At 67.8% G+C, this 25978-nt stretch carries 18 protein-coding genes and 4 pseudogenes; 10 read left to right on the top strand and 12 right to left on the bottom strand.

All coding sequences use genetic code 11. The annotated features are described in order from the left end of the window. Positions 1-106: 106 nt before the first annotated feature. Positions 107-877 carry a transposase gene (locus tag ACZ499_RS32965; protein ID WP_468679921.1) on the top strand — a complete coding sequence of 257 codons (771 nt, stop codon included), beginning with the start codon at positions 107-109 and terminating at the stop codon, positions 875-877. A gap of 227 nt (positions 878-1104) precedes the next feature. Here ACZ499_RS32965 and ACZ499_RS32960 read toward each other — a convergent pair whose 3' ends face one another. After that, complete coding sequence (locus ACZ499_RS32960) at positions 1105-1698, bottom strand: hypothetical protein (RefSeq protein ID WP_468679919.1); 594 nt, start codon at positions 1696-1698, stop codon at positions 1105-1107. A gap of 1628 nt (positions 1699-3326) precedes the next feature. Between ACZ499_RS32960 and ACZ499_RS32955 the strand changes: the two genes are divergently transcribed. Continuing rightward, the gene (locus ACZ499_RS32955; RefSeq protein WP_468679917.1) at positions 3327-4118 is read left to right on the top strand and encodes a hypothetical protein; all 792 of its coding nucleotides are present in this window, start codon (positions 3327-3329) and stop codon (positions 4116-4118) included. A 163-nt stretch (positions 4119-4281) separates the two neighbouring features. On the opposite strand, the gene ACZ499_RS32950 is transcribed toward ACZ499_RS32955, so the two are convergent. Continuing rightward, entirely contained in the window at positions 4282-8373 is a 4092-nt protein-coding gene (locus tag ACZ499_RS32950) for a NocE (RefSeq protein ID WP_468679915.1), read from the bottom strand. Between the two features lie 399 nt (positions 8374-8772). Between ACZ499_RS32950 and ACZ499_RS32945 the strand changes: the two genes are divergently transcribed. Together ACZ499_RS32945 and ACZ499_RS32940 are read left to right on the top strand one after the other, a co-directional pair. Then, positions 8773-9552, top strand: a complete 780-nt coding sequence (locus ACZ499_RS32945) for an AfsR/SARP family transcriptional regulator (RefSeq protein WP_468679913.1) — start codon at positions 8773-8775, stop codon at positions 9550-9552. Positions 9553-9793: 241 nt separating this feature from the next. After that, positions 9794-11089 (top strand): M28 family peptidase, encoded by a 1296-nt coding sequence (locus ACZ499_RS32940; protein WP_468679911.1) that lies wholly within the window; start codon positions 9794-9796, stop codon positions 11087-11089. 21 nt (positions 11090-11110) lie between these two features. Here the strand turns inward: ACZ499_RS32940 and ACZ499_RS32935 are convergent, their stop codons facing one another. The 9 genes and pseudogenes from ACZ499_RS32935 to ureA form a co-directional block, all read right to left on the bottom strand. Further along, positions 11111-11326: a transposase gene (locus tag ACZ499_RS32935; protein ID WP_468679910.1), complete on the bottom strand. Its 216-nt coding sequence runs from the start codon at positions 11324-11326 to the stop codon at positions 11111-11113. After that, positions 11323-12066 (bottom strand): IS5 family transposase, encoded by a 744-nt coding sequence (locus ACZ499_RS32930; protein WP_468679909.1) that lies wholly within the window; start codon positions 12064-12066, stop codon positions 11323-11325. Before ACZ499_RS32930 ends, ACZ499_RS32935 begins: the two co-directional genes overlap by 4 nt. A gap of 224 nt (positions 12067-12290) precedes the next feature. Then, positions 12291-12588 (bottom strand): annotated as a pseudogene (locus ACZ499_RS32925) (IS701 family transposase); the annotation flags it as partial. 155 nt (positions 12589-12743) lie between these two features. Continuing rightward, positions 12744-13364 (bottom strand): urease accessory protein UreD, encoded by a 621-nt coding sequence (locus ACZ499_RS32920; RefSeq protein ID WP_468679908.1) that lies wholly within the window; start codon positions 13362-13364, stop codon positions 12744-12746. A 281-nt stretch (positions 13365-13645) separates the two neighbouring features. Continuing rightward, positions 13646-14341, bottom strand: coding sequence for an urease accessory protein UreG (ureG, locus tag ACZ499_RS32915; RefSeq protein WP_468679906.1), 696 nt, complete (start codon positions 14339-14341; stop codon positions 13646-13648). A 24-nt stretch (positions 14342-14365) separates the two neighbouring features. Continuing rightward, positions 14366-15040 carry an urease accessory protein UreF gene (locus tag ACZ499_RS32910; protein WP_468679904.1) on the bottom strand — a complete coding sequence of 225 codons (675 nt, stop codon included), beginning with the start codon at positions 15038-15040 and terminating at the stop codon, positions 14366-14368. A gap of 98 nt (positions 15041-15138) precedes the next feature. Continuing rightward, the gene (ureC, locus tag ACZ499_RS32905) at positions 15139-17151 is read right to left on the bottom strand and encodes an urease subunit alpha (RefSeq protein ID WP_468679902.1); all 2013 of its coding nucleotides are present in this window, start codon (positions 17149-17151) and stop codon (positions 15139-15141) included. A gap of 29 nt (positions 17152-17180) precedes the next feature. Beyond that, positions 17181-17507 carry an urease subunit beta gene (locus tag ACZ499_RS32900; RefSeq protein WP_468679988.1) on the bottom strand — a complete coding sequence of 109 codons (327 nt, stop codon included), beginning with the start codon at positions 17505-17507 and terminating at the stop codon, positions 17181-17183. Between the two features lie 72 nt (positions 17508-17579). Then, positions 17580-17930: pseudogene (gene ureA, locus ACZ499_RS32895) on the bottom strand (urease subunit gamma); the annotation flags it as partial. 463 nt (positions 17931-18393) lie between these two features. Between ureA and ACZ499_RS32890 the strand changes: the two are divergent. Further along, the gene (locus ACZ499_RS32890; protein WP_468679900.1) at positions 18394-18567 is read left to right on the top strand and encodes a hypothetical protein; all 174 of its coding nucleotides are present in this window, start codon (positions 18394-18396) and stop codon (positions 18565-18567) included. Between the two features lie 7 nt (positions 18568-18574). Then, positions 18575-18740: pseudogene (locus ACZ499_RS32885) on the top strand (IS5/IS1182 family transposase); the annotation flags it as partial. A gap of 112 nt (positions 18741-18852) precedes the next feature. Here ACZ499_RS32885 and ACZ499_RS32880 read toward each other — a convergent pair. Beyond that, positions 18853-20310 (bottom strand): NF041680 family putative transposase, encoded by a 1458-nt coding sequence (locus ACZ499_RS32880; protein WP_468679986.1) that lies wholly within the window; start codon positions 20308-20310, stop codon positions 18853-18855. Positions 20311-20524: 214 nt separating this feature from the next. Between ACZ499_RS32880 and ACZ499_RS32875 the strand changes: the two genes are divergently transcribed. The 4 genes and pseudogenes from ACZ499_RS32875 to ACZ499_RS32860 all read left to right on the top strand — a co-directional run bounded on the left by ACZ499_RS32875 (position 20525) and on the right by ACZ499_RS32860 (position 25930). Next, entirely contained in the window at positions 20525-21514 is a 990-nt protein-coding gene (locus ACZ499_RS32875; RefSeq protein WP_468679898.1) for a group II intron maturase-specific domain-containing protein, read from the top strand. Between the two features lie 415 nt (positions 21515-21929). Next, positions 21930-23153: pseudogene (locus tag ACZ499_RS32870) on the top strand (DUF349 domain-containing protein); the annotation flags it as partial. A gap of 745 nt (positions 23154-23898) precedes the next feature. Beyond that, positions 23899-24945 carry a hypothetical protein gene (locus ACZ499_RS32865; RefSeq protein WP_468679896.1) on the top strand — a complete coding sequence of 349 codons (1047 nt, stop codon included), beginning with the start codon at positions 23899-23901 and terminating at the stop codon, positions 24943-24945. Continuing rightward, complete coding sequence (locus ACZ499_RS32860; protein ID WP_468679894.1) at positions 24938-25930, top strand: hypothetical protein; 993 nt, start codon at positions 24938-24940, stop codon at positions 25928-25930. Before ACZ499_RS32865 ends, ACZ499_RS32860 begins: the two co-directional genes overlap by 8 nt. Positions 25931-25978: the final 48 nt, after the last annotated feature.

Genomic DNA, 25978 nt, shown 5'->3' with positions numbered 1-25978 from the left:
GAGCAGCCCCCTCGAGGCGCCAGACTTTCCGGTGGGCGGCTTCTCCATCAAAGAGACAGGCTCTAAAGGGTGTTGCAGAAGGCTTCGGTTCGGGCATTTCCCCTGTATGGGTGGGGTGTTGAGGGCTGAGCCGTTGTGGGTGGAGACGTTCACGGGCTTGCGGATCGAGCGGTTCGCGAAGCTGGTGAAGGTCGTGCGGGAGTGGGGCGGTAACGGGCCGGGCGGTGGCCGTCCGTGGTGTCTGCCGCTGGCTGATCGGGTGCTGCTGGTGGCGGTGTACTACCGCACGAACCTCACCATGCGGCAGCTCGCTCCGCTCTTCGGGGTCTCCCCGGCCACCGTCTGCCGGGTCATCCAGCGCCTGCGGCCGCTGCTGGCGCTGGAGCCCGCTCCGCGGCCGGTCGCCGACGTGGACCGGCTGTGGATCGTGGATGGAACCCTCATCCCTGTGCGCGACCGCACGGTTGGCGCTTCGTCAAGGAACTACCGGTTCTCGGCGAACGTGCAGGTCATCATCGACGCGGACAGCCGCCTGGTCGTCGCGAGCGCCCGGCCTGCGCCGGGCAACAAGGCTGACGCGCACGTCTGGCGGGAGTCGGACCTGCCGGCCGCGGCAGCCGGCACGACGGTGATCGCGGACGGCGCCTACCTGGGCACCGGCCTGATCGTCCCCCACCGCAGAAGGCCCGGACGCCCGCTCCTGCGCGGCCGGGAGGAGGACAACGCCGAACACCGACGGGTCCGCGCCCGGGTCGAGCACACCTTCGCCCGCATGAAGAACTGGAAGATCCTCCGCGACTGCCGCCAGAAAGGTGATGGCCTCCACCATGCCGTCCAGGCCGTCGCCACCATGCACAACCTCGCCATGGCACGGTGAAACAGCAGGTCAAGCAGCACACAACCCTGCCCGAACCGAAGCCTTCTGCAACACCCTTTAGGTATACCGCTCACCTCGCCAGCCGACCACGCGCTCACTCCACAGCCCCCCGTACGGCCCGCACCCGCGCCCCGGCGCGCCGTCTCAAGGCTGAGGTCCGGCGCGAAGGGGCGGAAGGGCGGAAGCGGCGGCGGTTACTCCAGGTCCCGTTTCACAAGCAGTCGAAATCAGTCGCAGACCGTTGCCGCGCGAATGGCATCGACAATGGCCGCGCTGGAATTCTGCGATTCCTTCATGATGGCGTACACCTTTCCGCACCCTCCCCGCGCACGGTACACAGGACCCGCGTATTGCGTGAAGTAGCCGGTGTCCTCTGCGCATCCGTCGGCGATCCAGTTCGAGCACACCTTGAGTTTCATCCATTTACGCGTGCTCGTATTGTTGTCCAGAATCGCGCACGTCGGTTCGTTGTTCGGGTCACCGTCCGTCGGTATGCGATAGGTGAACAAGGTCGCCAGCCGCTGCTCATTGGTGGGGAGCCGCTGAGCGTTGTCGAGTACGTATCCCCCACCGCACACCACGGCCGCCGCACGCACCTCCCCGGGGTGGGCGGCAGCGAGGGCCCGGGTCTCGGCGTTGGCCCCGGCCGTGACCTCGGCGGCACGCGGCGACGGATCGGCGTGGGCCTGCGGTGCCGCCACGCCCAGTGCCGCGATGCTCGTCAGCGCGATCAGGAGCCGGGAGGGCGTGAACCCCCGGGCCCGCATGGCGATTGCGGATGTCGTGGACCGCGTACGGCTCGGCATGACGACAGGTGACATGGATCCTCCTGGTGGATTTCACGGGCAGGACAGGGCGCCGTATCACCGTGGGATGCCTTCGTTTGTCCGTCAACACAAACCCGCGTATCCGCAGGTGGGGCGCGGACAATCGCGTTGTCCGCGGACAGGGGCCGCCGGATGCCCCCCACCCGCTCCCACCCGCCTCGCCTCGCCGATGGGCGTGAGGCGGATATCGGCGCCTCAACTCCCCCAGATTGTCCGACAATCGCTGGACCCGCTATCCGATTCCTGTTCTGCTGAAGTCGGAATCGACGGCGGGGCGAAGTGGTGTGCGCCCATGAGCACCAAAGGGGTTCAAACTGGGTAGGGCGGGACGTCTGCAAGGAGAGCCCAGAGGCGAGACAGCCCAGGCAAACAACCTCGCTTTTTTCCTGCGGGACATGACCAAAGGACGCACGGTCCGGGAATTGGCCAAGTGTTACGGGAGCGGCAAGACCACTTGGAGCGACTATCGCTCGGGCGTCAAGATCATTCCGTTCGACTTGCTGAAACGCGTGGTCTTGGCCCAGTGCCGGGACGAACGCAGTCGAGTGGAACTCCTGCGCCGGGCAAGGGACTTGCACGCCGCCGCCTGTGACGCCGAAGCGGGGAGAATTCCCACGGCTGATGCCAAGGCGCCGCAGCCCGAGGCTTGGCACGCGATCAGGGAGGCGCAGCGTCGGGCACAGGCCGATCTGGCAAAGTCGGAAGCGGTGGTGCGGAGCCTGTTGGCTTTGACCGCGAGGCTGCAGCACGAGCTGGGACAGACACTGCCGCCCGCTCACAGCCCCGCGCCCGGGAGCACAGTCACGCCGACAGGCCGGATGCCGCAGGTGCCGCTCGATGAACAGGCCGGACTGCGGAACTCCTCGACGCAACCCCTGGACGGGGACGCCGAGCAGGCGCGGGAGTCTGCTCCTTCAGACCCTATGAGTCACCGAATGCGCCAGGGGCACCCGTCTCGGGACATTCAGGAGGAGCGGCGGGAGGGGTTGGTGGGTGCCGTCATCCAGCTACGGCGAAGACACCTGCTCGTCAGGCGCGGTGCTGCCACGTTCGGTGGCACGCACTCCCCCGGTGACTCCCCCCGGGAGACGGTCCGCCCGCCGGCCGAGGTCCACCCCAGTGAGACATATGCGCTCCAGCCGTACCGACGCCAGAGCCGAGCGATGAGTCGTTCGGGCGCGGCAGTGGTACGCGGAGAGGTGGTCCGGCGGAGCGGCGCGACGGGAGGCTCGGGACGGCTTCCGGTTCTGCCGACCCACCCTGGGGGCGTCCGTGTCGGACGCGCGACGAAATGGGCACGGCACGGGCTCCTGCTCGCCTTCACCGTGCTGATCATCGTGGTGTCCGCCGCACGCATGGAGGGGATCCGACAGCCCCTCGCCTCGCCCCATCCCCCTCCGCCCCCGCGCCCTGTCCAGGGGCCCGGCCCGCAGGAGGCGCCCGCCAACTCCTCCCCGCAGATATCCCCTTCATCGATCACCACAAGCCCGCAGGCCGCTCCGTCGGCCGATGACTCCCGGCCCGTACCCACCTCGCCGAGCCCGTCCGGATCAGGCAGTACAGCACCGCCGCCCCCCGCCACGAACGTGGACCGCAGACCGCCGGGGCCGCAGCCGTCGACCGTGACCCCCGCACCAGCAGGCGGCGGCGGTGTCTATGCCATCTCCGAGAAGGGCAGCGCCGTTCTGGAGTGGAGCGGGAGCGGGACCGCCTGGAGGAAAATCGGCGCGACGGCCACGAAGCTCTATGCCGGAGCACCCGGATTGTTCGCGATCGACTCCGCCACACGTGAGCTGCTGAAGTACGGTGGCGCACCCGGAAGCTGGGTGAGCATCAGCGAGCCCGCCGCCGAGTTCGCCATCAGCGGGAATGACGTGTTCCGTCTGGCCCAGGACCGCAGTGCGATCCATCGATGGGACCGGACACGGAGCAGTTGGACCCGTGTCGGCGGCCCGGCAGGGCGCATCTACGGCGGTGGAGCGGGCGTGTTCGCCACCGACCCGGTGGACGGCAGGCTCTTCGCCTACCGCGGTAAGTCCGGGGTCTGGGCGTACGCGGGCGGTGCGGGAGCCGACTTCGCCGTGACGGACCACCACGTGTACGGCCTCAACCCCGAGCGCACCGCGGTCTTCCGCTGGAACGGTGCGGCCGGCGACTGGAGCCCGGTCGGCGGTCCGGCGGCCGCCCTCTACGCAAGCCCCTCCGACGTGTATGCCGACAATGCGGCGGACGGTGGGCTGTGGCGCTACCGAGCGGGTGGCTGGACCCGGGTCGGCGAGACGGGGGCGGCTTTCGGTACCCGGGGCGAGCGTTTGTACCGGCTGGACAAGAACCGGTCCGCGGTCTGGGAATGGGCCGGCGCCGACTGGCACCGGATCGGCGGGCCGGTCGGCTCGCTCGTGGTCGCGGGATAGCTGGTTGCGAGGTGACTGGTCGCGCAGTGCCCTGACGCCGCCCGACGCGGGCTCCGTCCTGCATCGGCCTGCTTCGGCTTGGTCGGCCTGTGTCGAGGGCCTCCCGCCGCGTCCCCGGCATGGCCGTGAACGTGGCGGGAGGCCCGGGGCCGACCGGCCTCCGCTACATCACCCAGCCGTTGACGGCCCATTCCATGGCGTCCGCGTAGAGCCGGGCACCGCTGATCTTGGGATGGAAGGACTGGGCCGAAAGGCCGTAGTCACGCAGGAGCGGCCAGTCCTTGACCGGATCGTCGCTCTTGGTCAGCGTCTTCACGACACCGTGGATGCTTTCCGGGCTGCCGCAGACGCCCTTCCCCTTGAAATTGGGGGTGGGGTCCGCGAACCGCGCGTCGACTCCGCTGTCCCTGGCCATCTGCGCCGCGGTCGCCATCTCGGCGGCCAAATGCTTGGCCAACAGGTCGAGCCAGTCGTTGGATGCCTTCGACATACCGATGGGCAGGACCTTCGTCCGCAGACAGCTCGCGTCGTCGGAGATCAGGTTGGGGTATCCAATGAGCAGCACCTTGGCATTGGGTGCCTTGGCGTGGATCCGCTGCAGGACGTTCACGATGTCTGCCCGCACCACCTCGCTGATCAACGCGGGAACGGCCTTCACCATCGGGAGGTCCTTGAAGGGCCTGTCCCGGTCCGTGTTCGTCCTGCCGTCCCCGTCGGTGTCCCGGTCGATCTTCTCGTCATGGCTGTCGAACTCCCCGCTCTCGCAGCTTCCGGTTCCGAAGGCGATCAGGCATTCCTGGATGACGTGGGAGAACCGTGAGTCGTTGCCGCCGATGGAGATCGGCACGAAGGTGGTGTTCTGGTCGAGATACCCCTGATCCAGTTGTGGCAGCTCACCGTTCTCCTGATATCTCAGGATGTTGTAGGTGCGCGCGCCGGAGCAGGCGATCAGGTGGTAGTCCATCACCGGGTCCCGCGTGTCCGCGAGCTCACCGACCGAGGTGTAGGTGCCGGTCAGCTGTGCCTGCCGGGACCATGCCTTGTCGGAGCGGTGGCAGGCATTGCGTGTGAAACCGTTGGTCTTGTCCCGGTAGTTCGACTCCGGATAGTAGTTGTCGTCTCCCTCCGAGGCGCCTTCTCCGGAGGAGTAGGAATCACCCATGGCCACGATCTGGTGCTTCGGCTTGCCGGGCAGCGGCTGGAACCCGACGGCGTCCCACGCCACGTCTTCGTCACCACCCCCGTCGATAGTGTGGGTCGACAGGGAGACCGACGGCGTGCCGGTGAAGCGGAACACCCCCAGACTCACCCAGCGGTTCTCGCGGGCGCGCTGCGGCACCACCCGTACCGGCGACGTGGAGTCCGTGCCACCGACGACATAGGTGGCCTGTCGGGTGTGTGCCCCGTGGTCGGGAAGGTGCACCAGGACTCTGGACCAGCCGATGTTCGCCTCGTCGAGCGTCCAGGTGCCGGTGATGAGCAGCCGGGTTCCGTCGTTGGTGCCCGGCTGGACGTTCTCCTTGTTCCGTGTATGGGAGAACCAGAAGTGGTTGTCGTTCCCCGCGCCTATCTGATGCAGATCCATCTTGCCGGGATAGGTGTTGTTCCAGTTGGCGAACTGGAACCCGAACGTACCGGCCGAGGCGGTCGCCCCGCACGATCTGTTCGTACTGCCCGCCGGTGTCGAGCCGTTGGGAGTGTCCTCGACCACCCTGGTCCCGGCGGGAAGGCCGCTCAGAGCGCACACCGGAGGATAGGAGGTGCCGTCCGGCTGCTCGGGGTAGGTGTCGTTGAACCGGTGGATCGCGTTGCCGCACTGTGCGCCGGTCTTGCAGTTCTTCCACTGCACCGAGGTGTTCCACCAGCAGTGCAGCCAGTGCGGGTTGACGTTTTCCGGCTGGTCGAGAGTGCAGGCTCCCTGACCCGGTTCGTTGGAGTCACCGTCCTTGATTCGGCCCGCGTCGCAGTTGTTGTCCTGCATCGTGCAGAAGAGGTCGATCGGCGGTTTCGCCGACGTACGGTCCTTGTTGGAGGACCACCACGCGGGCCGGTATCCCGGCTGGGTGTCTCCCGGGCTGGACAGTGCGGCGAGCGGACGGGCGGCCCAGCCGATCACCTTCTCCTGGTAGGGCCAGTCCTGGGGATGCGCCGCATGCGAGTAGTCGTCGGACCCGTCCGACTTCTCCAGGAACGGCGTACGGTTGTACTTCCAGAGGGGGTTGGCGGGGTTGTTGGTGAATCCGACTCCCCAGTGCGCGTCGCCACCGGCGGGGTCGCTCCCCTTCTCCTTGAAACCGGAGTTGTAGGCCCACAGGGCGAAGAACCAGTTCTCCAGGTACTTCGGATGCCCGTCGTTGACGGTCAGCCCCGCCCGAGCCGTCTGGTTCCACTTCTCCACGAGGATGTTCGCACCGGCGGCGATGTTCGCCGTGTAGTCCAGTGCGATGGCGTCCTGTTGCGTCGAGGTCAGCTCGATGCCCCGATCGGCGAGCCGCATTCCGTCGGTGGCCTGAGTGATGCCGTACCCGCAGTCCGACTTGGACCAGTCGATCGCCCAGGGATCCATCTGCTGACCGTCGGAGTAGTAGTTGACTCCGTAGAAGTTGCCGATCAGCGAGTTAGCCGTCACCCCCGGCACGGCGAACCGGGTGGCCTGCCACATATTGGATTCCTGCGCGGTGATCCCGAGCAGCACCTGGGCGGGGATGTGCCAGTCGTCGACGCGGTCCGGCACCCCGTTGGTGTCCCCGTACATCAGATGCAGCGGAAACAGGGACTGCGGCTGGTAGGCCGACATGCCCATGCCCTTCCAATTGGCGGGCCGGGAGATCTGTTTGTTGAGCGTGCCGGCGACTGCCTGGTCGACGGCCCATTCGACCTGGCGGGGAGTCGGCTGGAACGCCTGCTTGCGGATGTCGTTGCGCGGCACGGCGCACGTCCGCTCCGCCTCCACCGGGTCGCTCGGGGAGCCGGCCGCCGAGCTCTTCGCGGTCCGCGCGCTCTTTCCTGCCCCGAGCAGGGCCGGGGAGGTCGCCGTTCCCCGGGAGCGTTCCTCGGCCCTGCCGAGCGGCTGCCCGCCCGGCAGGGCCTCGAGCAGCATCTTCTTCCCGGTTCCGAGCAGGTGCAGCTCGGTCCGGATGGCACGGCCCTCCCCCTCGGCCTCGGCCCGCAGCGGGGACTTCTCCCCCGCTGCCCATGCCGTACTCACCGCGGCCGCGCCCCGGGTGGAGATACGGTCGTCCTTGGAGAGGTCACCGCGGTTCTTCACACTGCCCGGCAGAGTGCCCTCGGTCCTGGCCCGGCCGGTGACGTACACCGTGCCGTCGGCCGAGGACGCCAGGTCCCAGTCGGTGAGTCGGCCGCGCGCCAGGGTGGTGGGTCTGGCGTTGCCCTTGACGATCTGCTCGGCGCTGACCCGGCGGGCCTGGCTGTCGCCTTCCTCGGACTTCAGCGAGGGTGGTCCCGGCGCCCTGTCGATGAACGTGACACCCCCGTCCCGGTCGGCCCGCAGTTGGAACGGTACGCCCTGGGTCCGGGCGATCGTCGTCTGCTCCCCCTTGGGGCCGATCCTGACCAGCCGCCCGCCGGAGGCCGCCACGATGCCGTGCGCGGTCGGTACGGCGGAGGTCACCTGGCCGTTGAGCCGCAGGGGTGCGCGAACCTCGGCGCGCGCGAGGTCGACCGAGAGCAGCCGGGTGCCGGCCTCCTTGTCCCCGTCCTGGGAGAGCTGACTGAAGACGGCCTCCTCGCCTGCCCCGCATCCAGGGGAGAAGTACGCCAGTGTCGCCTGGCGGGCGAGTTTGGTGACCTTCCCCGACTCCAGGTCCACGACGGCGGTGAACGCCCCGCGCACCATCAGTTCCGGCTTGTTGGTGAAGGTCCGGGGCGCATAGGCGACGGCCGCGAGCTTGCCCGACTGGCTCACGCAGGCGTTGCCGATCCAGCTGTCCGCTTCGAATCCCGGCTCCGCCAGCGTCGCGGCGGTCTTCCACTCGTAGCCGTGGGAGGCGTCGGCCACCATGACGTGGAAGCCCTCGGCATCGCCCGACGTGGTCCATGCCACGTCCTTGGATGAGGTGTATCCCTTGCCCTGCACGGCCTCGCGCTGTGCGGCAGGGATGGCCCCGGCGGGCTCGCTCGCGGCCTTCGGCGTCTGGCCCGTGGCCTCGGCCGACCATCCCCGCACACCGCCGTCCGGGATCTTCGGGTCCGCCGAGGCCGCGGCCTGTCCGGACAGCGTCACCAGCAACGCCATCGCCGCCCCGACCACCAGGGGCACCCGCGCCCGTCGCCGTCTCGTTCGTCTTCTCACAGCTTTCTTCCCGCCCTACGCTCGAAGAGGGCCTGGGCACAGCCGGGCTGGGCCCTGGCCCCACGGCCCACAGCCGGGGCCACCGCGCACCAGTGGACACGGACGCTCTCTCCGGACTCTCTCCGAAGCCACTCACCGAGACGTCCGGCGACCGACGAGATCGCTTCCCACCGTGTCCCGTCCGTGGACAATGCCGATTGTCCAGGCGCCAACTGCCGTTTTCCCGTGCTGTGTTGACGGACAATCCCCAGCTCCGGACGCTGAGGCCCTCAACGATCACCACACGGTCGGCCTCCACGGCTTCCGTCCCCCGAGGCCGCTCCCCCATGTACCGGAGGAACCTTGAACGCCATCGGCATCGTGAAGGTCCGGCTCCTCGGCCCGGTGGCCCTGGTGCACGACAGCACCCAGGTCCTGGTGCGCGGACAGCGTCAGGTCAGATTCGTGGCGGCTCTGGCGCTCAGACCGGGGCAGGTCGTCTCCAAGGAGACGCTCATGGCGGAGTCGTGGGACGGCGAACCACCGCGTACGGCACCGGGCCAGCTGCAGACATCCGCCTGGCGGGTCCGGCAGGCGCTCCAGCAGGCAGGGGCCCCGCCGAAGGCGCTGGCCTCGCACGGCTTCGGATACCGGCTGCTGGCCGCGCCCAGCGATGTCGACATCTTCCAGGCGCGCGAGGCCGTCCGCAGCGCCCGGAAGCTGTTCGGACGCCGTGAGTACGAGGGCGCGGCCCGGGAACTGGACGTCGCCCTGGAGTGGTGGCGCGGCCCGGCGCTCGCGGGCATCTCCTCCGGCCGCCTCCGACACCGCGCGGAGGCGCTCGACGCGGAGCGCGTGGCCGCGGTGGAACTGCGCGCACTCATCGACATGGAACTCGGCGGGTTCGACAGCGCGGTCGAAAGGCTCACCGAACTCATCGAGCAGGAACCACTGCGTGAAGACCTGTACGTGACCCTCATCCGCGCCTACTACTCCATGGGCCGACAGTCCGACGCCCTGCACACCTTCCACCGCGCCGCCCGTCAGCTGCGCGAACAGATAGGAGTGGCCCCGTGCGAGAGGCTCCGCCACGCGATGCAGGCCGTACTGCGCCAGGACGCCCGAGCGGTTGAGGAAGCCTGAACTAGCGCCTCAACGGGTGCCCGTACGAGCGGGTCCCAGCCCTCCGGCACGCCCCACGGGCACAGCGTGCGGCAATTCATTTGGGTGGGGTGGCAACCCCTGCGTGGCTCGCGCGTCGTGTGGGGTGAGGGGCGTTTCCGCGTCCTGGATGGCGTCCTCTGGGGCGCCTCAGTAGGCCTTCGAGGTTCCCGTTGGTGTATTCCTCTCGCGACGCCGTCGCCACAAGGGCTGGGCGGCCCTGGTGGTCGCGGTCCTGGCCTTCGTCGCCGCGCTTCTTCCGGTGGATACGCAACCGGCCGCCGCCCGTACAACAGCGCGCCTCACGCCGGGGGATGGGGCGCCGACCGTCTCGCAGGCGGATGTCATGCCGCACCTGCGCGCACTGCAGCGGATCGCCGACCACAACGGCGGCAACCGGGCGCACAACACCCGGGGTTACACGCAGTCGGTGGCGTACGTGCGGCAGGCGCTGGAGCGGGTGGGTTTCCGCACCGAGCTGCGCCGTTTCTCGTACGCCGGTGCGGACGGCTACAACCTGGTGGCCGACTGGCCGGGCGGCGACCCGCGCCACGTACTGCTCACCGGCGCCCACCTCGACAGTGTTGCGGCCGGTCCGGCGATCAATGACAACGGTTCCGGCTCCGCGGCAGTCCTGGTCGCAGCACTCAAGGTGGCAAAGTCCCGCCTCAAGCCCGCACGGCACCTGCGTTTCGCCTGGTGGGTAGCGGAGGAGGCGGGGCTGATCGGCTCGGCGCACTACGTGCGAAGCCTGTCGACGCCCGAGCGCAAGGCCATCGACCTGTATCTCAATCTGGACCAGGCGGCCAGCAAGAACACCCAGCAGTGGTTCGTGGTCAACGACGCGCAGCACGGCGTGAGCGCCGGATTCCAGGCGTTCCAGGCGTGGTTCGCGGCGCGGGGCCTCGCCACCTTCGACGTGGGGGTCGGCGGATCGGACCACGAGTCGTTCGGGAACGCCGGCTCGGTCAGTGCCTTCGAATCCCTCACACGCACCCTGTCTGGCGATGCGGCTCGTTCGTGGACCCATGCCGAGCTGGAAGAACACCTGGATGAGGTGGGACGGGAGCTGCTGCGGCAGCTCTTCCAGGATCATCTGGACCTGCGGGCACGCCGGGAACAAGACGCGGTGCGATCCGGTGCACATCCACCGGTGACCGGCCCGGACGGGCGTCCTCGTCCGTGGCGGGAGCCGGGCCACGCGCGCTGGCTGGCCTGCCTGTTCGGACTCGTGCGGGTGGAACGGGTGGCCCACCGGGGACCCGGTACTACCAACGTCCATCCACACGGCGAGGGCCCCGGTCGCGGGTTCCATCGTGCGGCGCTGGCATGCGGGGACGACGGTTCAGGCGCTCGCGGTGGACTACCGGCGGATCGTGGAGCTGGGAGACCGAGCCGGACAACGGCGAGGGCGTCTCGGCGAAGGAACTGGCCGGGCGGCTGGACCTTGAGGCGGTGCCGGCGAAGATCGAGGGAGTGCGTTCGAAGGCGAAGCGGCTGGCCGAGCGGGGCTGGCTGACCGCCTCGCCGACGGGGCGGTTCACGCCGCGCGAGCCCACCGCGCCTGCTCGCCTCTCGGGCAGGATGCCGTCCGGGCAAGGCGGCGGCTCATGAGCATGGCCATCGAGAAATAGATGAACGTCTCGCTGGAGGCGGGCAGCGTCTCGAAGTCCCGCACCAGGCGCCGCGAGCGCATCAACCACCCCAGTGTTCGCTCCACGCACCACCGTCTGGGCAGCACCACGAAGCCGCTCATGTCGTCACTGCGCTTGACGATCTGAAGCGTGAGCTGGAGTTTCTCCCGCGCCCAGGCGCCCAGGCGCCGAAGCGGCCGGAGTAACCGCCGTCCGCCCAGACGAGAGTGATCTTCCGGAACTTCTCCCGGAGCCTGGGCAGCATGACGCGGGCGGCCTGGCGGTCGGTGACGTTCCCTGCGGTCACCAGGACCATCAGCAGCAGCCCGACGCTGTCCGTGATGACGTGTCGGCGCCTCCCGTTGATCTTCTTGCCGCCGTCATAGCCGCGTGAGGAGGCCGGCACCGACGCGGCGCCCTTGACCGACTGCGAATCGATGATCCCCGCGGTCGGCTCCGCCTCTCGTCCCTCGGCCTGCCGAGCGCGTCCGCGAAGGCGGTCATGGAACTCGCGGGCCAGGCCCTTGTCGCGCCACCGGCGAAAGAACGCATACACCCGGTCCCACGCCGGAAAGTCGACGGGCATCGCCCTCCACTTGATCGCGTTGTCGGCGACGTACCGGATCGCGTCCAGCATCTGCCGGTGGCAGTAACCCTCCGGCCGGCCGCCCCGGCCCTCGAGCCAGGCCGGGACCGGCAGCGCGTCGCGCACCACCGCCCACTCGGCGTCCGTCATGTCGAAGGGGTGCTGCCGCACCCGGTCGGGACGGTCGGCCGCGTTCCCGGACCGGTGAGCGAGGCAATCGCTCGCCGACACGCGGGAGTTGGACGGGAACAGGGGCGTCACGCAAGACTGGGACACCAGGGCCTCCTGGCGCTCGTAGGGTGTCGCAACCCCGAGCTACCAAGAGGTCCTGCTTTCCTGCGTCCAACCGATCAAGGCCACCCGACCAGGGAACCCGTTCGATCAGAACCGTCCTCATGATCGATAGGAATACGGCTTCTGGGGTGCTCTTGATCTTGGGGTGGTGTGTGGTCTGTTGGGGAGGGGTTGGTGGCAGGTGGTGCAGATGCCGGTCCAGCACCTCAGGATGTCCTGGAGGGCGTCGAGGGTCTGGTAGAGAGTGAGGCCGGTCCTGGGAACTTTGGGTTCAGTCGCTGTTCGGTGAGGAATGCCTGGGCCGCGGTCACGAGGGTGACGTGGTGGTGCCAGCCCGGCCAGGACCGTCCCTCGAAGTGGTCCAGGCCCAGGCCGTGCTTGAGTACTCGGTAGTCGTGTTCGATGCGCCAGCGGACCTTGTCCAAACGGACCCAGCTCGATGACCGGGGTGTCGGCCGGGAGGCTGGAGAGCCAGTAGTCGCTGGGTGCGTCCGCGTGTTCCGGCCTGTCTTGCTGGGAGTCTGTGCGTGGTGGCAACCGGTGCCTTCGTCACTCGCCCGATCCCCTGCACCGAGCCGCCGAGTGGGAAGGACTGCTCGAGGGCCCCTTGCGCGATCCGTCGGATGTCCTCCCGAACACATGCCTCAGGCTGGTCCCGGCTATAGGTTCCGGATGTGTTCGAGCGCGATGTCGAGGAGCTTGCTCACCTGGTGGAGGGTGGTGGCGGTGGCGGTGGCCAGGTAGGCGGGGTGCTGGGCGAGAGGGGTCAGAACGGCGTGGCCTTTCTCGGGGTCGTCGCCGATGAGGATGGTGGAGTGGTCGGTGGCGAGGTGGGGGTCCACGACGAGGAGTTGGCCGGCGGCGCGGTGTCTGCCCAGCACGGCGGGGCCGTCCCAGGCCGGTGCGGTCCCGCCGTAGGCGGTGTGCTGGTCGAGGACGGGCCGGCCGCCGCGGTGCACGGTGAGGCGCATGGTGAGGTGGCCTGGGGGTTCGGCCGTGCGTCCAAGGAGTTGCTCCTCGCGCAGCAGGACGGCGGCGGTGGGCGCGAGGTCGACCGTGCAGGTCTGATGGAGGGTGCTGCCCGAGGCGCTGATCAGAGGTTTGGGCAGCCAGGTCAGCATGGCGTGGTCGGCGGCTGTGAGGCGGACGTCATAGGTGGCAGGGGCGGTGGTGGCGCCGGGCAGCGCGATGGTGGCGGTCGGCGTGGTCACCTCCAGCCTGGCGTATTCCTCGGCGGTGACGTCGAGGGCGAGCCGGTCCCCGCCGAGTGGTGCGCACATGGAGCTGATCACGCTGACCCGGGCCCACCCGTTGTGGGGTTGCGTCTGGTGCAGGTGGAAGGGGCCGCTGTTGCGTATGAGCGGCACAGTCGTGGTCGAGCCGTCGCGGGCGGCCCTGATGACGGCGGTGGCCCGGACCCCGGAATGTTCGGGGTCCGTTGGGTGCACTCGTCCGGCCACGTGCTTTTCGTCTGTCTGACCGCTGTCCGTCTCGCTTCCTGAGGCGGTCGGTGCGGGGGGTGCCATGGTGGGCGGTGGGCTCGAGTGTGGTGCGGTGGCTGTCATACGGCGGCCTCGGTGCGCCAGGCGGACAGGCAGCCGTTGACCCAGTCGGCGACGGGCTGGATGCCGTCGTCCGAGGCGAGGCTGGTGAAGACGACGGGGAGGCTGCCGCGCTGCCGGTTGGCGTCGGCGGCCATGGTGTCCAGGTCGGCGCCGACGTAGGGGGCGAGGTCGGTCTTGTTGATGACGAGGAGGTCGGCGGTGGTGATGCCGGGGCCGCCCTTGCGGGGGATGTCGTCACCGCTGGAGACGTCGATGACGAATACCTGGTGGTCGACGAGGCCCTTGGAGAAGGTGGCGGTGAGGTTGTCGCCGCCGGACTCGATGAGGATCAGATCCAGGGGGAGCAGTGTCTCCTCCAGTTGTTCGACGGCTTCGAGGTTGGCGGAGATGTCGTCGCGGATCGCCGTGTGCGGGCAGGCGCCGGTTTCGACGGCGGTGATGCGCTCGGGGGGCAGTACGGCTTCGCGGAGCAGGAACTCGGCGTCCTCGCGGGTGTAGATGTCGTTGGTGACGACCGCGATGGACAGCCGGTCGCGCAGGGCGCGGCACAGTGCGGCGACGGTGGCGGTTTTGCCAGATCCGACGGGCCCGCCGAGGCCGATGCGCAGGGCGCGGCGGCCGCCGTCGGGGCGCTGCGCCTCGGCGCTGGGCGTGTGGTGGTGCGGCAGCATCGTGTCGTGGTCGAGGTGCATGGCGTACTCCGAACGGTATGGGGGTCAGGAGGCGAAGAGCCGCATGGACCAGGCGGCGTGCTGTTCGCCGGTGATGTCGAGGAGCGGCGAGGACGCGGCGGGCAGGACTCCGACTCCGTCGGTGGCGAGCCGTGCTGACGCTTCAGCGGCGGCGCGGGCGACGTCGTCGAGTTCGCCGGCGAGCCTGGCGAGCAGGGCGGTTGCGTCGAACGGGTTGAGGCTCAGCAGCCGCACCGCCGCCGTCGCAGGGCCGCCGATGCTCTCGTACGCGGCGCACTGGGCGGCGTCCAACGGCGTCAGGCCCGCGGCGCGCGCGGCGACGCCGAGCACCACAGGCTGGTGAGCGCCCTTCGGGAGCGAGTGGGCGATCTGGTCGAGCTCGGGGCAGGGCCAGGCGGCCCGGGCCGCGCGCAGCATCTGCCGGCCGAGCTTGCGGGCGATGTGCCGCAGTGCTGGTACGGGGGTGCGGGCGTCGGCGGCCTCGTCCAGCGCCATCGGGTCGTATCCGGTGGCGGCCGCGGCGGCGAGGCCGGCCGCAGTCAGCCCAGCGGTGTGCAGGCGGCCCCGGCAGAACGCCTCCAGGCTTGCGGTGTCGTGGACACCGCGCGAGGCGACCGCGGCTTCCACACCGCCGGAGTGGGCGTGCCCACCGGCGGGGAAACGGCCGTCAGCCAGGATGAGCAGGGCGGCGTGGCTCATAGGAACAGTGGCCTGCCTTTCACAAATACGGAGCTCAGAAGGAGGGATTTCCCGAGCAGGCGGTCCGGCGGCGGAGTGCCGCCGGACCGACGTCGCGCTCAGAAGAGGAAGTACCGCTGCGCCATCGGCAGTTCGGTCTCGTAGAGCTCCGGATTCTTCTGCGGATGATCCTTGTCGAACATCAGCTTGTCGTCGGGCTCGTCATCGTCGTCGTCACCGTCCGGAAGGGCCTTCTTCAGCACGGTGCGGGCGTCAGTGGTCGTGCCCCTGTTCGCGCCCGGTTCTCCTGTGCCGGGCTCTGTTCCCGTGCCCGTGCCCGTCCCCGCGCCCTCGCCGATGGTGACCTTGAAGGACTCGGGGCCGATCTCGATCTCCGGCGACTCACCGTTGAGCTTCATGCTCTGCTTGGTCACGTCACGAGTGGATTTAGTCTTCTTCACCCCCTTGGTCAGTTTGTACTCCGTCTTGATGTCGTCGGCATTGGGCACCACGAAGTTGAAGGAGTTACCTCCCGGGGCCCTGCCGCATGCCCCCCACACCGGGCGGGGCAGGTACGGCTGCGGTGTCGGGATCGACGCGTTGGCGTCACCGACCTGCGCGTAGGCGATCTGTCCGCCCTTGATGACCATGTGCGGCTTGACGCCGAAGAACTTCGGCTCCCACAGCACCAGATCCGCGACCTTGGACGTACCGAGGGGCCCGGTTGTCTCGACGGAGCCGACATGCTCGTCGATGCCGTGGGCGATGGCCGGGTTGATCGTGTACTTGGCGATGTACCGCCTGACGCGGAAGTTGTCGTGCCTGTCGGTGTCCTCCGGCAGGTGGTCGCGGCGCTTCTTCATGACATGAGCGGTCTGCCAGGTCCGCGTGATCATCTCGCCGATACGCCCCATGGCCTGCGAGTCGGAGGACATCATCGAGATGGCACCGGTGTCGTGCAGCCAGTCCTCGGCGGCCATGGTGGAGGGCCGGATACGCGAGTCGGCGTATGACTTGTCCGCGGGGACGTCGAGGTTGAGGTGATGGCAGATGACCATCATGTACATGTGTTCGGCGACGGTGTTGACCGTCAGGGGCCGGGTCGGGTTGGTCGACGCGGGCAGGACATTTTCGTAGCCCTTACCCACCATCTTCATGATGTCCGGCGAGTGGCCGCCCCCGGCGCCTTCGACGTGGAAGACGTGAATGCCTCGGGGCTTGCCGGTGTCGGGATGCTTGGTGGCGTTGAAGGTGTTCTCGACGAACCCGGACTCGTTCATCGAGTCGGCATGCAGGGCGACTTGGGCGTAGTAGGAGTCACAGATTTCCAGCGCCTTGTCGATGGCCGCGGGTGTGGCCCCCCAGTCCTCGTGGACCTTGAGGCCGATGGCGCCGGCCTTGATCTGGGCCTCCAGCGCCTCGTAGGAGATCGTGCCGCCCTTGCCGAACAGGCCGATGTTGACCGGGTAGGCGTCCAGGGCCTCGAACGTCCGCTGGAGGTGCCACTTGCCAGGCGTCACGGTGGTGGCCCGGCTGCCTTCCGCGGGGCCGGTACCGCCGCCGATGAGCGTGGTCACTCCCGACGCGAGTGCCTCGTGGATCTGCCCGGGGCCGATGAAGTGCACATGGGTGTCGATGCCGCCCGCGGTCAGGATCCGCCCGTTACCGGAGATCACCTCGGTTTCCGGCCCCACCACGAAGTGCGAGGCCCGTCCGCCCCGGTTCTCCTCGGCCGTGTAGGCCTTCGGTGTCATCGTTTCCGGGTTGTAGGCCTGGCCGATCGCCGCGATCTCGCCGTTTCGCAGGCCGACGTCGGCCTTCACCACACCCCAGTAGTCAATGATCAGCGCACCGGTGATCACTGTGTCCACCGGATTGTGTGTGGTGTCGCTCCTCGGGAAATGCGACTGGCCCATCGACTCCCGGATGACCTTGCCGCCGCCGAAAAGCATCTCGTCGCCGCTACGGCCCGGCCCCCCGCACCAGTCCTCCTCGATCTTGACGATGAGCTTCGTGTCGGCGAGCCTGACCCGGTCGTCCTTCGTCGGGCCGTACAGCGTGGCGTAATCCTGCCGCCACAGCGGCTCCGGAGGGCGCACGGTGAAGCTGAGGTCGCGCGGCGTCAGCTGCACAACACCACTTGTTTGACTGGAGCTACCACTCATGGGGCCACCGACCAATCCTTGTCGGTCTTACCGCGCTGAAGACCCTTTACCACTTGCTCTCCCTTGATGGGCACCACCCACACTCTGCACACGTGTTCCGGCTCGATCCGCTCCGACGTACCGGCCGCAATGTGCAGCCGCTTCCCCTTCACGTCGTCGTCGGCCGGGTCCGTGCAATCCTCGTCCTTGAAGAACTTGAGGCACGCGTTGACGTCGCCCAGGTGGAAGTGGGACCCGACCTGGATAGGCCGCTTCGCGAAGTTCTTCGCCCACAACGGCCCCTCCCTCAGGGAGTCGGCGTGGTCGTCCGCGTTGTACGTCACCGCGTGCTGATGGTCGTCCGCGAGGAGTTCGTACTTGCCCGGGTAGACCTCTGCGTCAGGGTCCGCCTTGCCGAGCGGGTCCGGGATGGTCACCAGCTTCGTGCCGTCCTTGAACGTCGCTTCGACCTGCACGTCGCGGACCATCTCCCGTACGCCGTCCATGACGTTGAAGTCCGTCAAGTTGACGCCGGCGGTCTTGCTGGGGATCTTGAGCGACTCTGCCACATCGCTCAGCTTGGTATCCATGAGCTCGGCGACCGTCTTCGTGTCGTGGCGGGCCTCCTCCAGCACGTAGGCCGCGAACAGCGCCATAATTTCGGGGTAGTTCAGCGCGAGATCCGGGTTGCGCCTGAGTCGTCGTTCGGCCAGATCTGCCGCGGCACGGATCATGAGCCGCTCCTGCTCATGTGGCGTCAGATGCATGCGGGTTCCCCTTCCTGCGGTTCGGCGTGACGTGCGCGGCGAGTCGCCCGAGGAGAACCCGGTGCGGACGCCACTCATTGGCTCAACGACCCAGGCAAGAATAGAAACGGAAGCAGAACCTCCGTTCATGCTTTCGGACGTACCGTGATCAGCGAGCCTCCGGCGTCACCCCCTCATCAAGTAGTACGGGCAACGGCGCCTGCTACGCCACAGGACAAGAGGCTGGCCCACAATCGCTGGCTATGTGGTGCTCCAGACGCTGGGCGGGATACTGACGAGACTCCGGCACGGCAGCTGTAACCGCATGCGGAGATGCCGGAACTGCGGGTTCACGCAGGCCGTCACTACGCCATCCAGTTCCACTACGCCTTGCCGGATGACGCCTGGTCCGTGGAACTGAGCACAGCCGTGCCGGCGCCGGCCGCCTGGGCTGACACCTGCCGGGAGCTGCCTTCCTGGGGCAGTGAGCCCCGAAGAGGATCCGGACCTGGAACCGACCGTCCACGTCCACGGCCACGGCCACGACGAGCCCGTGATCCCCTGCGAGATCATGCGCTGGTTCATGGAGCAGGTGGCCGAGCAGGTAGACCGCTACCGCATCGCCTTCAAGCAGGGAGAATCGTTGGCAATGGAATGATCAGGCAGTGGCTGGTGTGATCACGGCGTCGGAGCCGTCCTGGATAGTGCCGTTCACCGGGCTGAGCCCTCGCTGCTTCGGCAAGCTGGTGACCGTGGTGCGCCGCGAGTCCGCGGACGGGGCACGGCGCGGTCGGCCGTGGAGCCTGTCACTGGAAGACCGGGAGCTCGGCATCGCCCGCCTGCACAACCTCACCCTCACCGGACAGGGCGCGCCAGCCCGCACGGCACGACCGCGCCTTCATCGACTCGAAGACCATTTACGGGACAGCCGTTAGCTTGATCTTTAACCTGTGCGGCGGGGGCGTGGGGTAGTTGGCGTCTTCGTTTTTCGTTTGGCTGGCTGCGATTTTTGGGGTGTGTGCACGTCGTGGCGGGGGGTGGGTCGTGTGTTTGGGCGGCCTGGTGGTCGGCCGGGTCCGGGTCGGGTGGATGTCGGTGCTCGGGCCGGGCAGTGGGTGTGCGGGCGGATGTGCCGGAAGTCCCGGCGGACGCGGGCGGGGGTGAGTCTGTCCGCAGGGCTTGGTTTCTCCCAGGGCCGCCGCCGGTCGGCTGCGAGAGGGCGAGCGAGACGGAGTTGGGTGTAGGCGGAGAGGATGAGCCAGGTCCATCGGTCCGCGGCCTCGGGGGTTCGGATCTTCGGTGAGGTCCAGCCGAGGGTCTGTTTGAAGAGGCGGAAGGTGTGCTCGATGTCGAAGCGTCGCAGGTAGGTCTGCCAGAGGCGGTCGGTGTCTGCCGTGGTGGCATCGGTGCCTGACCACCACAGCCAGACCGGCTTCGGTGTTGCTCCGCCGGGCAGGTGGTCGATGTCGAGGCGGACCACGGTGCCCTCGATGATGGGGAGGGTGTCGTAAAAAGCGGCCCAGGACGAGCGATGGGTCAACTTGGGGTGGAGCCGGTCCCAGGAGCGGGCGGTGGCGGTGCCGTAAAGACGTGTGTCGGTGACGGTTTCCGTGGCGGGCGTGCCCCAGGTGTCTTGCTGTCCGAAAACGAACTCGCCTCCGTGCCGGGGCGGGCGGCCCATGGTGTGTGGCTGCCGTGGTGGGGTGGATCTGCGCAGGACGCGGTCCGAGCGCATCCGGGCCAGCACCTGAACGGGCAGGTCCTTGAGGAGGAAGGCCAGTCGGGGTGCGTCGTAGCCGGCGTCCGCGACGATGAGGACGTCCGGGTCGCCCGGGTGCCACTGCCCGGCAGCAATCAGCCGCTGCAGCAGTTCGCGCAGCTGCCGGGCCGTGACGGTGGCGGCGTCGTCCCCAGGTGCCAGACGCAGTGCGTCCAAGGGGGCGGTCCAGGAGGTGCGGCCGGGTTCGAGCGCGCAGACGATCGAGTAGGGCCAGCCTGGGACGGGGATGTGCTGGTCCTTGCCCCGTCCGTAGGTGTGACACAGGATCCGTTTTGGTGAGGTGTGTGCGTCCGGCCGCAGCCAGCAGGTGATGTCGACGGCCAGGACCAGTTGGCCGTCCGCGGTGCGAGGCAGGGGTGCTGCTGCCAGTGCCCGCCGCAGGCGGTCGATGTCGGTGCGTCCACGGGCCACCGCGGCATACAGCCCGCCGTGGCCCCGGCGGTGTTCACCCACCAGCGACAGCTCGGCCAACGACTTCACCGGTCCGTCACCGCACAGAACGGCGTCCGTCAGCTCGAACAACGCGTCCGAACGCGCGGCGAGGCAGGAGTAGAACTCGCCCCGGAAGCATGACAGTTCAGCCAGGGGCTCTCGTGGGGCATCGTGATGCAGCAGACTCATCCTCACGGCCTTCGTGCTGGACATGTGTGTTCCTTGGTCGGAGCACATGTTCAGCCGAAGGCCGCTCTGACGTGAGCCGTTTCCCGAACCGAGTGATCAAGTTCGAGCCACGATTCGACCCTGGTCGTTAAAGATCAAGCTAGAGGAAGCCGCCGGAGTTCGCTATGTCGTCAACGGCGCTCAAGCCGGTGACACGAAAAAGGACTCCCCGGTATTGGTCCGCTACGCCGACGATATGGTCGTGCTCTGTCACAGCCAGGAACAGGCACTCCAGACCAAGGCGAAACTGGCGGAGTGGCTGGCGCCCCGAGGTCTTGTCTTCAACGAGGACAAGACGAAAATCGTTCGCCTGCGAGATGGGTTCGATTTCCTCGGGTTCAACGTCCGTCGCTATCGCCACAAGCTGCTGATCAAGCCGAGCAAAGCGGCTGTCGGGCGCCTCCGGAAAAGACTCGCGGACGAGATGCGAAACCTGCGCGGATCGAACGCGATGGCAGTCGTTGCCAAGCTCAACCCCATCATCAGGGGTTGGCCTGCCTACTACCGGGGCGTGGTGTCGTCCAAGATGTTCAGCTCCCTCGACAACTACCTGTGGAGGCTGCAATACAAATGGACAACTTGGACCCACCCCCACAAGCCGAAGAACTGGATCGTCAACCAGTACTTCGGCAAACGCAACAAGTTCAGGAACGACCGATGGGTATTCGGTGCCCCCGGCACCCCTGCCTATGTCACGAAGTTCTCCTGGACTGACATCGTCCGGCACACAATGGTCAAAGGAAGGGCATCACCCGATGACCCCTCCCTGACTGACTATTGGGCGACTCGGCGCAAGAAGGTCAAGCCGCCGCTCGACAAGTACACGCTCCGCCTGCTCACCAAGCAGGAAGCGCGCTGTCCGCTGTGCGGCGACCATCTCCTCTTCGCCGAACAACCCCCTGAGTCTCCTGAGCAATGGGAGCGATGGTGGCTGCGGATCGCCCGCCAGGCGATCACGGCCGACTACCTCGTTCACCATGGAAGACCAAGGTCGCGGTCAAACGATGATGGGACCCGGCTCGTACACGCTTCCTGCCGACGCGGATATCTCATCCGCCAACGCGGGAGCACAGCACAGCTCTCCCGAATCGCCCTGTGGGGCTTGCATGAGCCGTGTGCCGCGACGAGTGGCTCGCACGGTTCTGAGGGGGGAGCGGCGGGGTGACCCGCCGCTCCTACCCGGCAATGCCCCGCGTTCGTCACGAGATCAGTCTGCCGGTCGCGAAGGCGTTGATGGATTCCATCGTCCGAGGACCTGCCATCGCGATCAGCGCGATGAGACCGCTCTCAGAACCACTCGGCACGAATTGATCGTCTCCGGCAGTTGGGAATGGAATTGAAGCCCTGGATGTGCGTTCCCGGGCTGCGTGGTCACGATTGATGAGCAGTTCCGCGGAAAGCTGAGACCATTCGTGGTGCGGTGGGACAATCACTGCACGGCCAGCGCGGTCGAGCGATGAGACCTGGCCAGAGGGGGTTGGCGGGATGGACAACGAGCCGGAGTTCCTAGTGGTGTGCGGCCAGTGGTGCGGCGAGACCTGTCCCATCTGGTCCGCTCGGAACGTTGAGGAGACGGCGCTGTGAGCAGCGACCCGTGGGGGCGCGTCGACGAGACGGGGACCGTGTACGTGCGTACGGCCGAGGGCGAGCAGGTCGTCGGTTCCTGGCAGGCTGGCTCTCCTGATGAGGCGCTGGCCTACTTCAAGCGCAAGTACGAGGGCCTGGTTGACGAGATCGGCCTCCTCGAACGCCGAGTGAGGACCACTGAGCTGTCGGCGGCGGATGCCCAGACCGCCATCGACTTTCTGCGCGAGCAGGTCGATACGCACCACGCGGTCGGTGACCTGGAGGCCCTGCGGGCACGGCTGGACAAGCTCGTGGAGACTGTCGATAAGCGCTGCGAGGAGCGCAAGGCCCAGCGGGCCAAGCAGACCGACGCGGCGAAGCACGCCAAGGAGGCGCTGGTCGTCGAGGCCGAGGAGCTGGCGCACAGCGAGCAGTGGCGGTCGGCCGGCGAGCGGCTGCGCGCGCTGGTGGACACCTGGAAGGGCCTGCCGCGGCTCGACCGGAAGTCCGACGACGAGCTGTGGCACCGCTTCTCGCACGCCCGCTCGGCGTTCTCCAAGCGCCGCAAGGCGCACTTCGCATCGCTGGACGCCCAGCGCGAGGACGCCCGCAAGGCCAAGGAGAAGCTGGTCGCCGAGGCCGAGTCGCTGTCCGGCTCGACCGATTGGGGTGCGACGGCCGCCCGCTACCGCGACCTGATGACCGAGTGGAAGGCCGCGGGCCGCGCCCAGCGCGAGTCCGAGGACGATCTGTGGAACCGCTTCCGCGGCGCCCAGGAAGTGTTCTTCGCCGCCCGCAGCAAGGTCTTCGCGAAGCGCGACGCCGAGCAGGGCGAGAACCTGAAGGCGAAGGAGGAGCTCACGGTCGAGGCCGAGAAGCTGCTCCCGGTACGGGATCTCGAGGCTGCCCGGGCCGCGTTCCGTGCACTCAACGAGCACTGGGAAACCATCGGTCAAGTACCGCGTGACGCCCGCCCGAAGGTCGAGGGGCGGATGCACACGGTGGAGCGTGCGCTGCAGGAGGCCGAGGAGTCCGAGTGGCGCCGTACGAACCCGGAGGCGCGTGCGCGTGCCGCGGGTCTGACGGGTCAGCTGCAGGACACGGTCGACAAGCTGCGGACGCAGATCGACACGGCGCGTACCGCGGGCAACAACGCCAAGGCCGACAAGCTCGCGCGCGAGCTCGAGGGCCGGCAGGCGCTGCTCGACCAGGCGCTGAGGGGCCTGCAAGAGTTCGGCACCCATAACTCGGTCCTCGCCGAGCGGGATGCCAGGCAACGGAACCTGGCCCAAAACGAGGACTCACTGCCTCCGGTCAAGGCGATACTCGACGATGACGCGCCCGAGACGTCCGTCCTACCTGTCGACGCCACCCGGTGCCACGTCCGGCTCGAACTCTCCGATGACGGCAGGCACATCTCGTTGCAGTTGATTCCTGGCCCGGAACATCCATGGGCCACCGTAGACTCACAGCCGCCGCCCCTCGATGTCGTTGCGACGCCGCTCTCGGCTTCCGATATCGAACCAGCCACCGCTCGGTACACCCATCAGCGCCCCGCCGCCTTCGCATTCACACCCCGCTGTTCCGGTCGCCACGTAATCCGGTTCACGCTCTACGACCACGCCACGGGAACCGCCCTCCAGCAGGTGCAGACCGAGCTGATCGTCGCCGGTCTGCCCACGCTCGGTGGCGATGGCTGGCTCCCGTCACCCACAGACCGGAAGGCGTGATCCGGTGCCCACAAAGCTCCCTATCCACGTCACCCGCGATCCCAGCGATGGATTCCGCCACCTCCCTGACCACAGGGTTCCGGAACCTGATCTGCGGGTCAGTTTCGATGTCCTCGCCAGCGGCCGCATACGGGCTCGGATGTCCGGCCCCGCTGTCCCAGCTCTCCAGAGCGATGAGCACCGGGCAGACCTTGTTGCTCAGCCAGCCGAGGTACGGGCCGCCGCTGCTCGGTTGTGCGGGCGGTGGAAGGAAGTGCTGGTCGACTACCAGCCCACTGACGGTCAGGGCCGGCCCATGCCGGGCCGCCCGCGCCCGTACGCCTCTTTGACAGACCTCAGTGGGCAACCGGAGGATGAACTCACCAAAGCCGTAGCAGAATTGGCGCGCAGTGGTGCGTCCGTCCTGTTCGACGTCCTGCTGGCCGGTGAGGACTCGGGCACCAAGAGGTTCCGCTCATACCTGAGCGCGGCCCTCGCGCGCGAGGGTCTGCGAATCCGGTTCGACTCCGAGGCGCTACACCTGCCCTGGCCCATGCTTTGCCTTGAGCCGGATTGGAGTAGCGAAGCCCCGGCTCTCGATGACCTCTTCCGGCGCTTCCTCGGTCACCGGCACCAGATCGAGCACACGGGAGACGCCTACCAGCGCATCTCGCCTCGCCTGCCGCTTCAGCCGCTCCCTGCTGTGAGTCTCAACCACGACGCCGCCGTTGGTGCCAAGACCCGTGCCCAGGAGGTAGCCGTAGCCCTCACCGAGGAGACGACCTGCACTGTGCGGACCAAGTACGACGACCTCGTCCAAGATCTGTCCAAAGGTGACCTCGACGAGCAGTTGATGTATTTCTGGTGCCACGGGCGCTTCGCACCGAACGGTCCCGAACCGGCGCACCTGGTCGTCCAGCTCACGGATGGCAAGGTTATCGACGGGCATATCGTGCGGGAACTCCGCGCCCGGCACAGCAAACCTGGGACGCACTTCCGGCCGTTCGTCATGATTAACGCCTGCCATGCGGGCATCGCAGCTGGCGATTCCGACCGGGCATTCCTAGGACGAGTACTGCTCGAACACGGGGCGCAAGGGGTGCTGGGGCCGCAGATCGAAATGCCGCAGATGTTCGCCGCGGAGTATGCCCTGGAATTCGTCACCCGCTACCTGCGCGGCAGCGAGACCGCCGGGAGCATCGTGCACGCACTCGCTCGACATTTCGCAGCCCGGTACCACAACCCACTGGGCTTCGCCTATGCGCTGCACTGCGGCATGGACTCTCTTGTAGAGCGAGCAGAGAAACTGTCCCATGGCTGAAGTCCAGACCGTCGATCTCGACGACACTGGCTGGCTGCTCGACTCCGACACCGGCGAGCCCGTAGCCGAGCACCGGCTGCCGGCGTACTTCGCGGAGCGTCTCGCTCCGCCGAAATGGGCGACGGACATCGTCGTGTATCTGCACGGTTGGCAGACCTCACCGGAGTCCGCACTCCGTGCCGCTACCCGGCTCATCCATCTCGCTGACCGCCAACTCAACGCAGCTCGCGCCCTCTACCCTCAGCTGAAACACTCTTTCGCGCCGTGGATCGTCGTAGTCCGCTGGCCATCCTCCAGTCTGGTCACGCCCAGCGGCTATCGACGGATCCGAGACCGCGCCCACGCAATGGGGACGAGTGGGCACGCCCCTCACGTGATTGGTCGCCTTCTCGGCTATTTGGACGCTGAGCGCCCCGATCCAGCCGACCCGGCGGTGCTGGCCAACCGAGACGGGCAATATCTCCACCTGGTCGGGCACTCCTTCGGCTGCCGGTTCCTGTGCGAAGCGATCCAGTGGGCGGCGACCGCAAGGCTCGATAACGGCACTACCCTGAGCTGGGATCAGCCGAATCTGCCCGGACGGCCCTTCACCGCCGACAGCATGCTGCTGTTCCAAATGGCCGCTCCACGCAATGCCTTCGCCACCGACTTCACCAGCCTCAACACCGCGCCCCTCCGCGGCCCGGTGGTCGCTACCTACTCACGCCATGACCGCGCCACCGGCTTTTGGCACCTGCGCGCCGAACGCCAGCCCGGCATCGGTCACTCCGGCATCGGCGCCGCTCCAGTACCCCTGTTCAACAGCGTTCTCCTCCCACCACATCGCCGCTATCCTCGCCAGGTCCTCAACCACCGCTTCGTGAACCTGGACGCGAGCGAGTATTTCGTTCGCGGCCGTCGGCTCAGCCCAGCTGGTGCCCATTCCGACCACCTGCGCTCCGAATCTGCCCACCTGCTCCTCAGCATCGCCGATTACTCCCGCTGACTGGCCCTCTGGCTCGCGATGTGTGCTCAGGTCGTCCAGGGGGCGGCG

The organism is Streptomyces sp. NPDC031265 (genome assembly GCF_055570295.1).
This window is presented reverse-complemented; position numbering and strand designations above follow the sequence as displayed.

Excerpts from the sequence above, each read along its gene's own strand:
- ACZ499_RS32950 (WP_468679915.1), bottom strand. The coding sequence starts at position 8,373 with ATGGCGTTGCTGGTGACGCTGTCCGGACAGGCCGCGGCCTCGGCGGAC.
- ACZ499_RS32960 (WP_468679919.1), bottom strand. The coding sequence starts at position 1,698 with ATGTCACCTGTCGTCATGCCGAGCCGTACGCGGTCCACGACATCCGCA.
- ACZ499_RS32935 (WP_468679910.1), bottom strand. The coding sequence starts at position 11,326 with ATGAGCGGCTTCGTGGTGCTGCCCAGACGGTGGTGCGTGGAGCGAACA.
- ACZ499_RS32860 (WP_468679894.1), top strand. The coding sequence starts at position 24,938 with ATGGCTGAAGTCCAGACCGTCGATCTCGACGACACTGGCTGGCTGCTC.
- ACZ499_RS32965 (WP_468679921.1), top strand. The coding sequence starts at position 107 with ATGGGTGGGGTGTTGAGGGCTGAGCCGTTGTGGGTGGAGACGTTCACG.
- ACZ499_RS32920 (WP_468679908.1), bottom strand. The coding sequence starts at position 13,364 with ATGTGCGCACCACTCGGCGGGGACCGGCTCGCCCTCGACGTCACCGCC.
- ureG (WP_468679906.1), bottom strand. The coding sequence starts at position 14,341 with ATGCACCTCGACCACGACACGATGCTGCCGCACCACCACACGCCCAGC.
- ACZ499_RS32880 (WP_468679986.1), bottom strand. The coding sequence starts at position 20,310 with ATGAGTCTGCTGCATCACGATGCCCCACGAGAGCCCCTGGCTGAACTG.
- ACZ499_RS32910 (WP_468679904.1), bottom strand. The coding sequence starts at position 15,040 with ATGAGCCACGCCGCCCTGCTCATCCTGGCTGACGGCCGTTTCCCCGCC.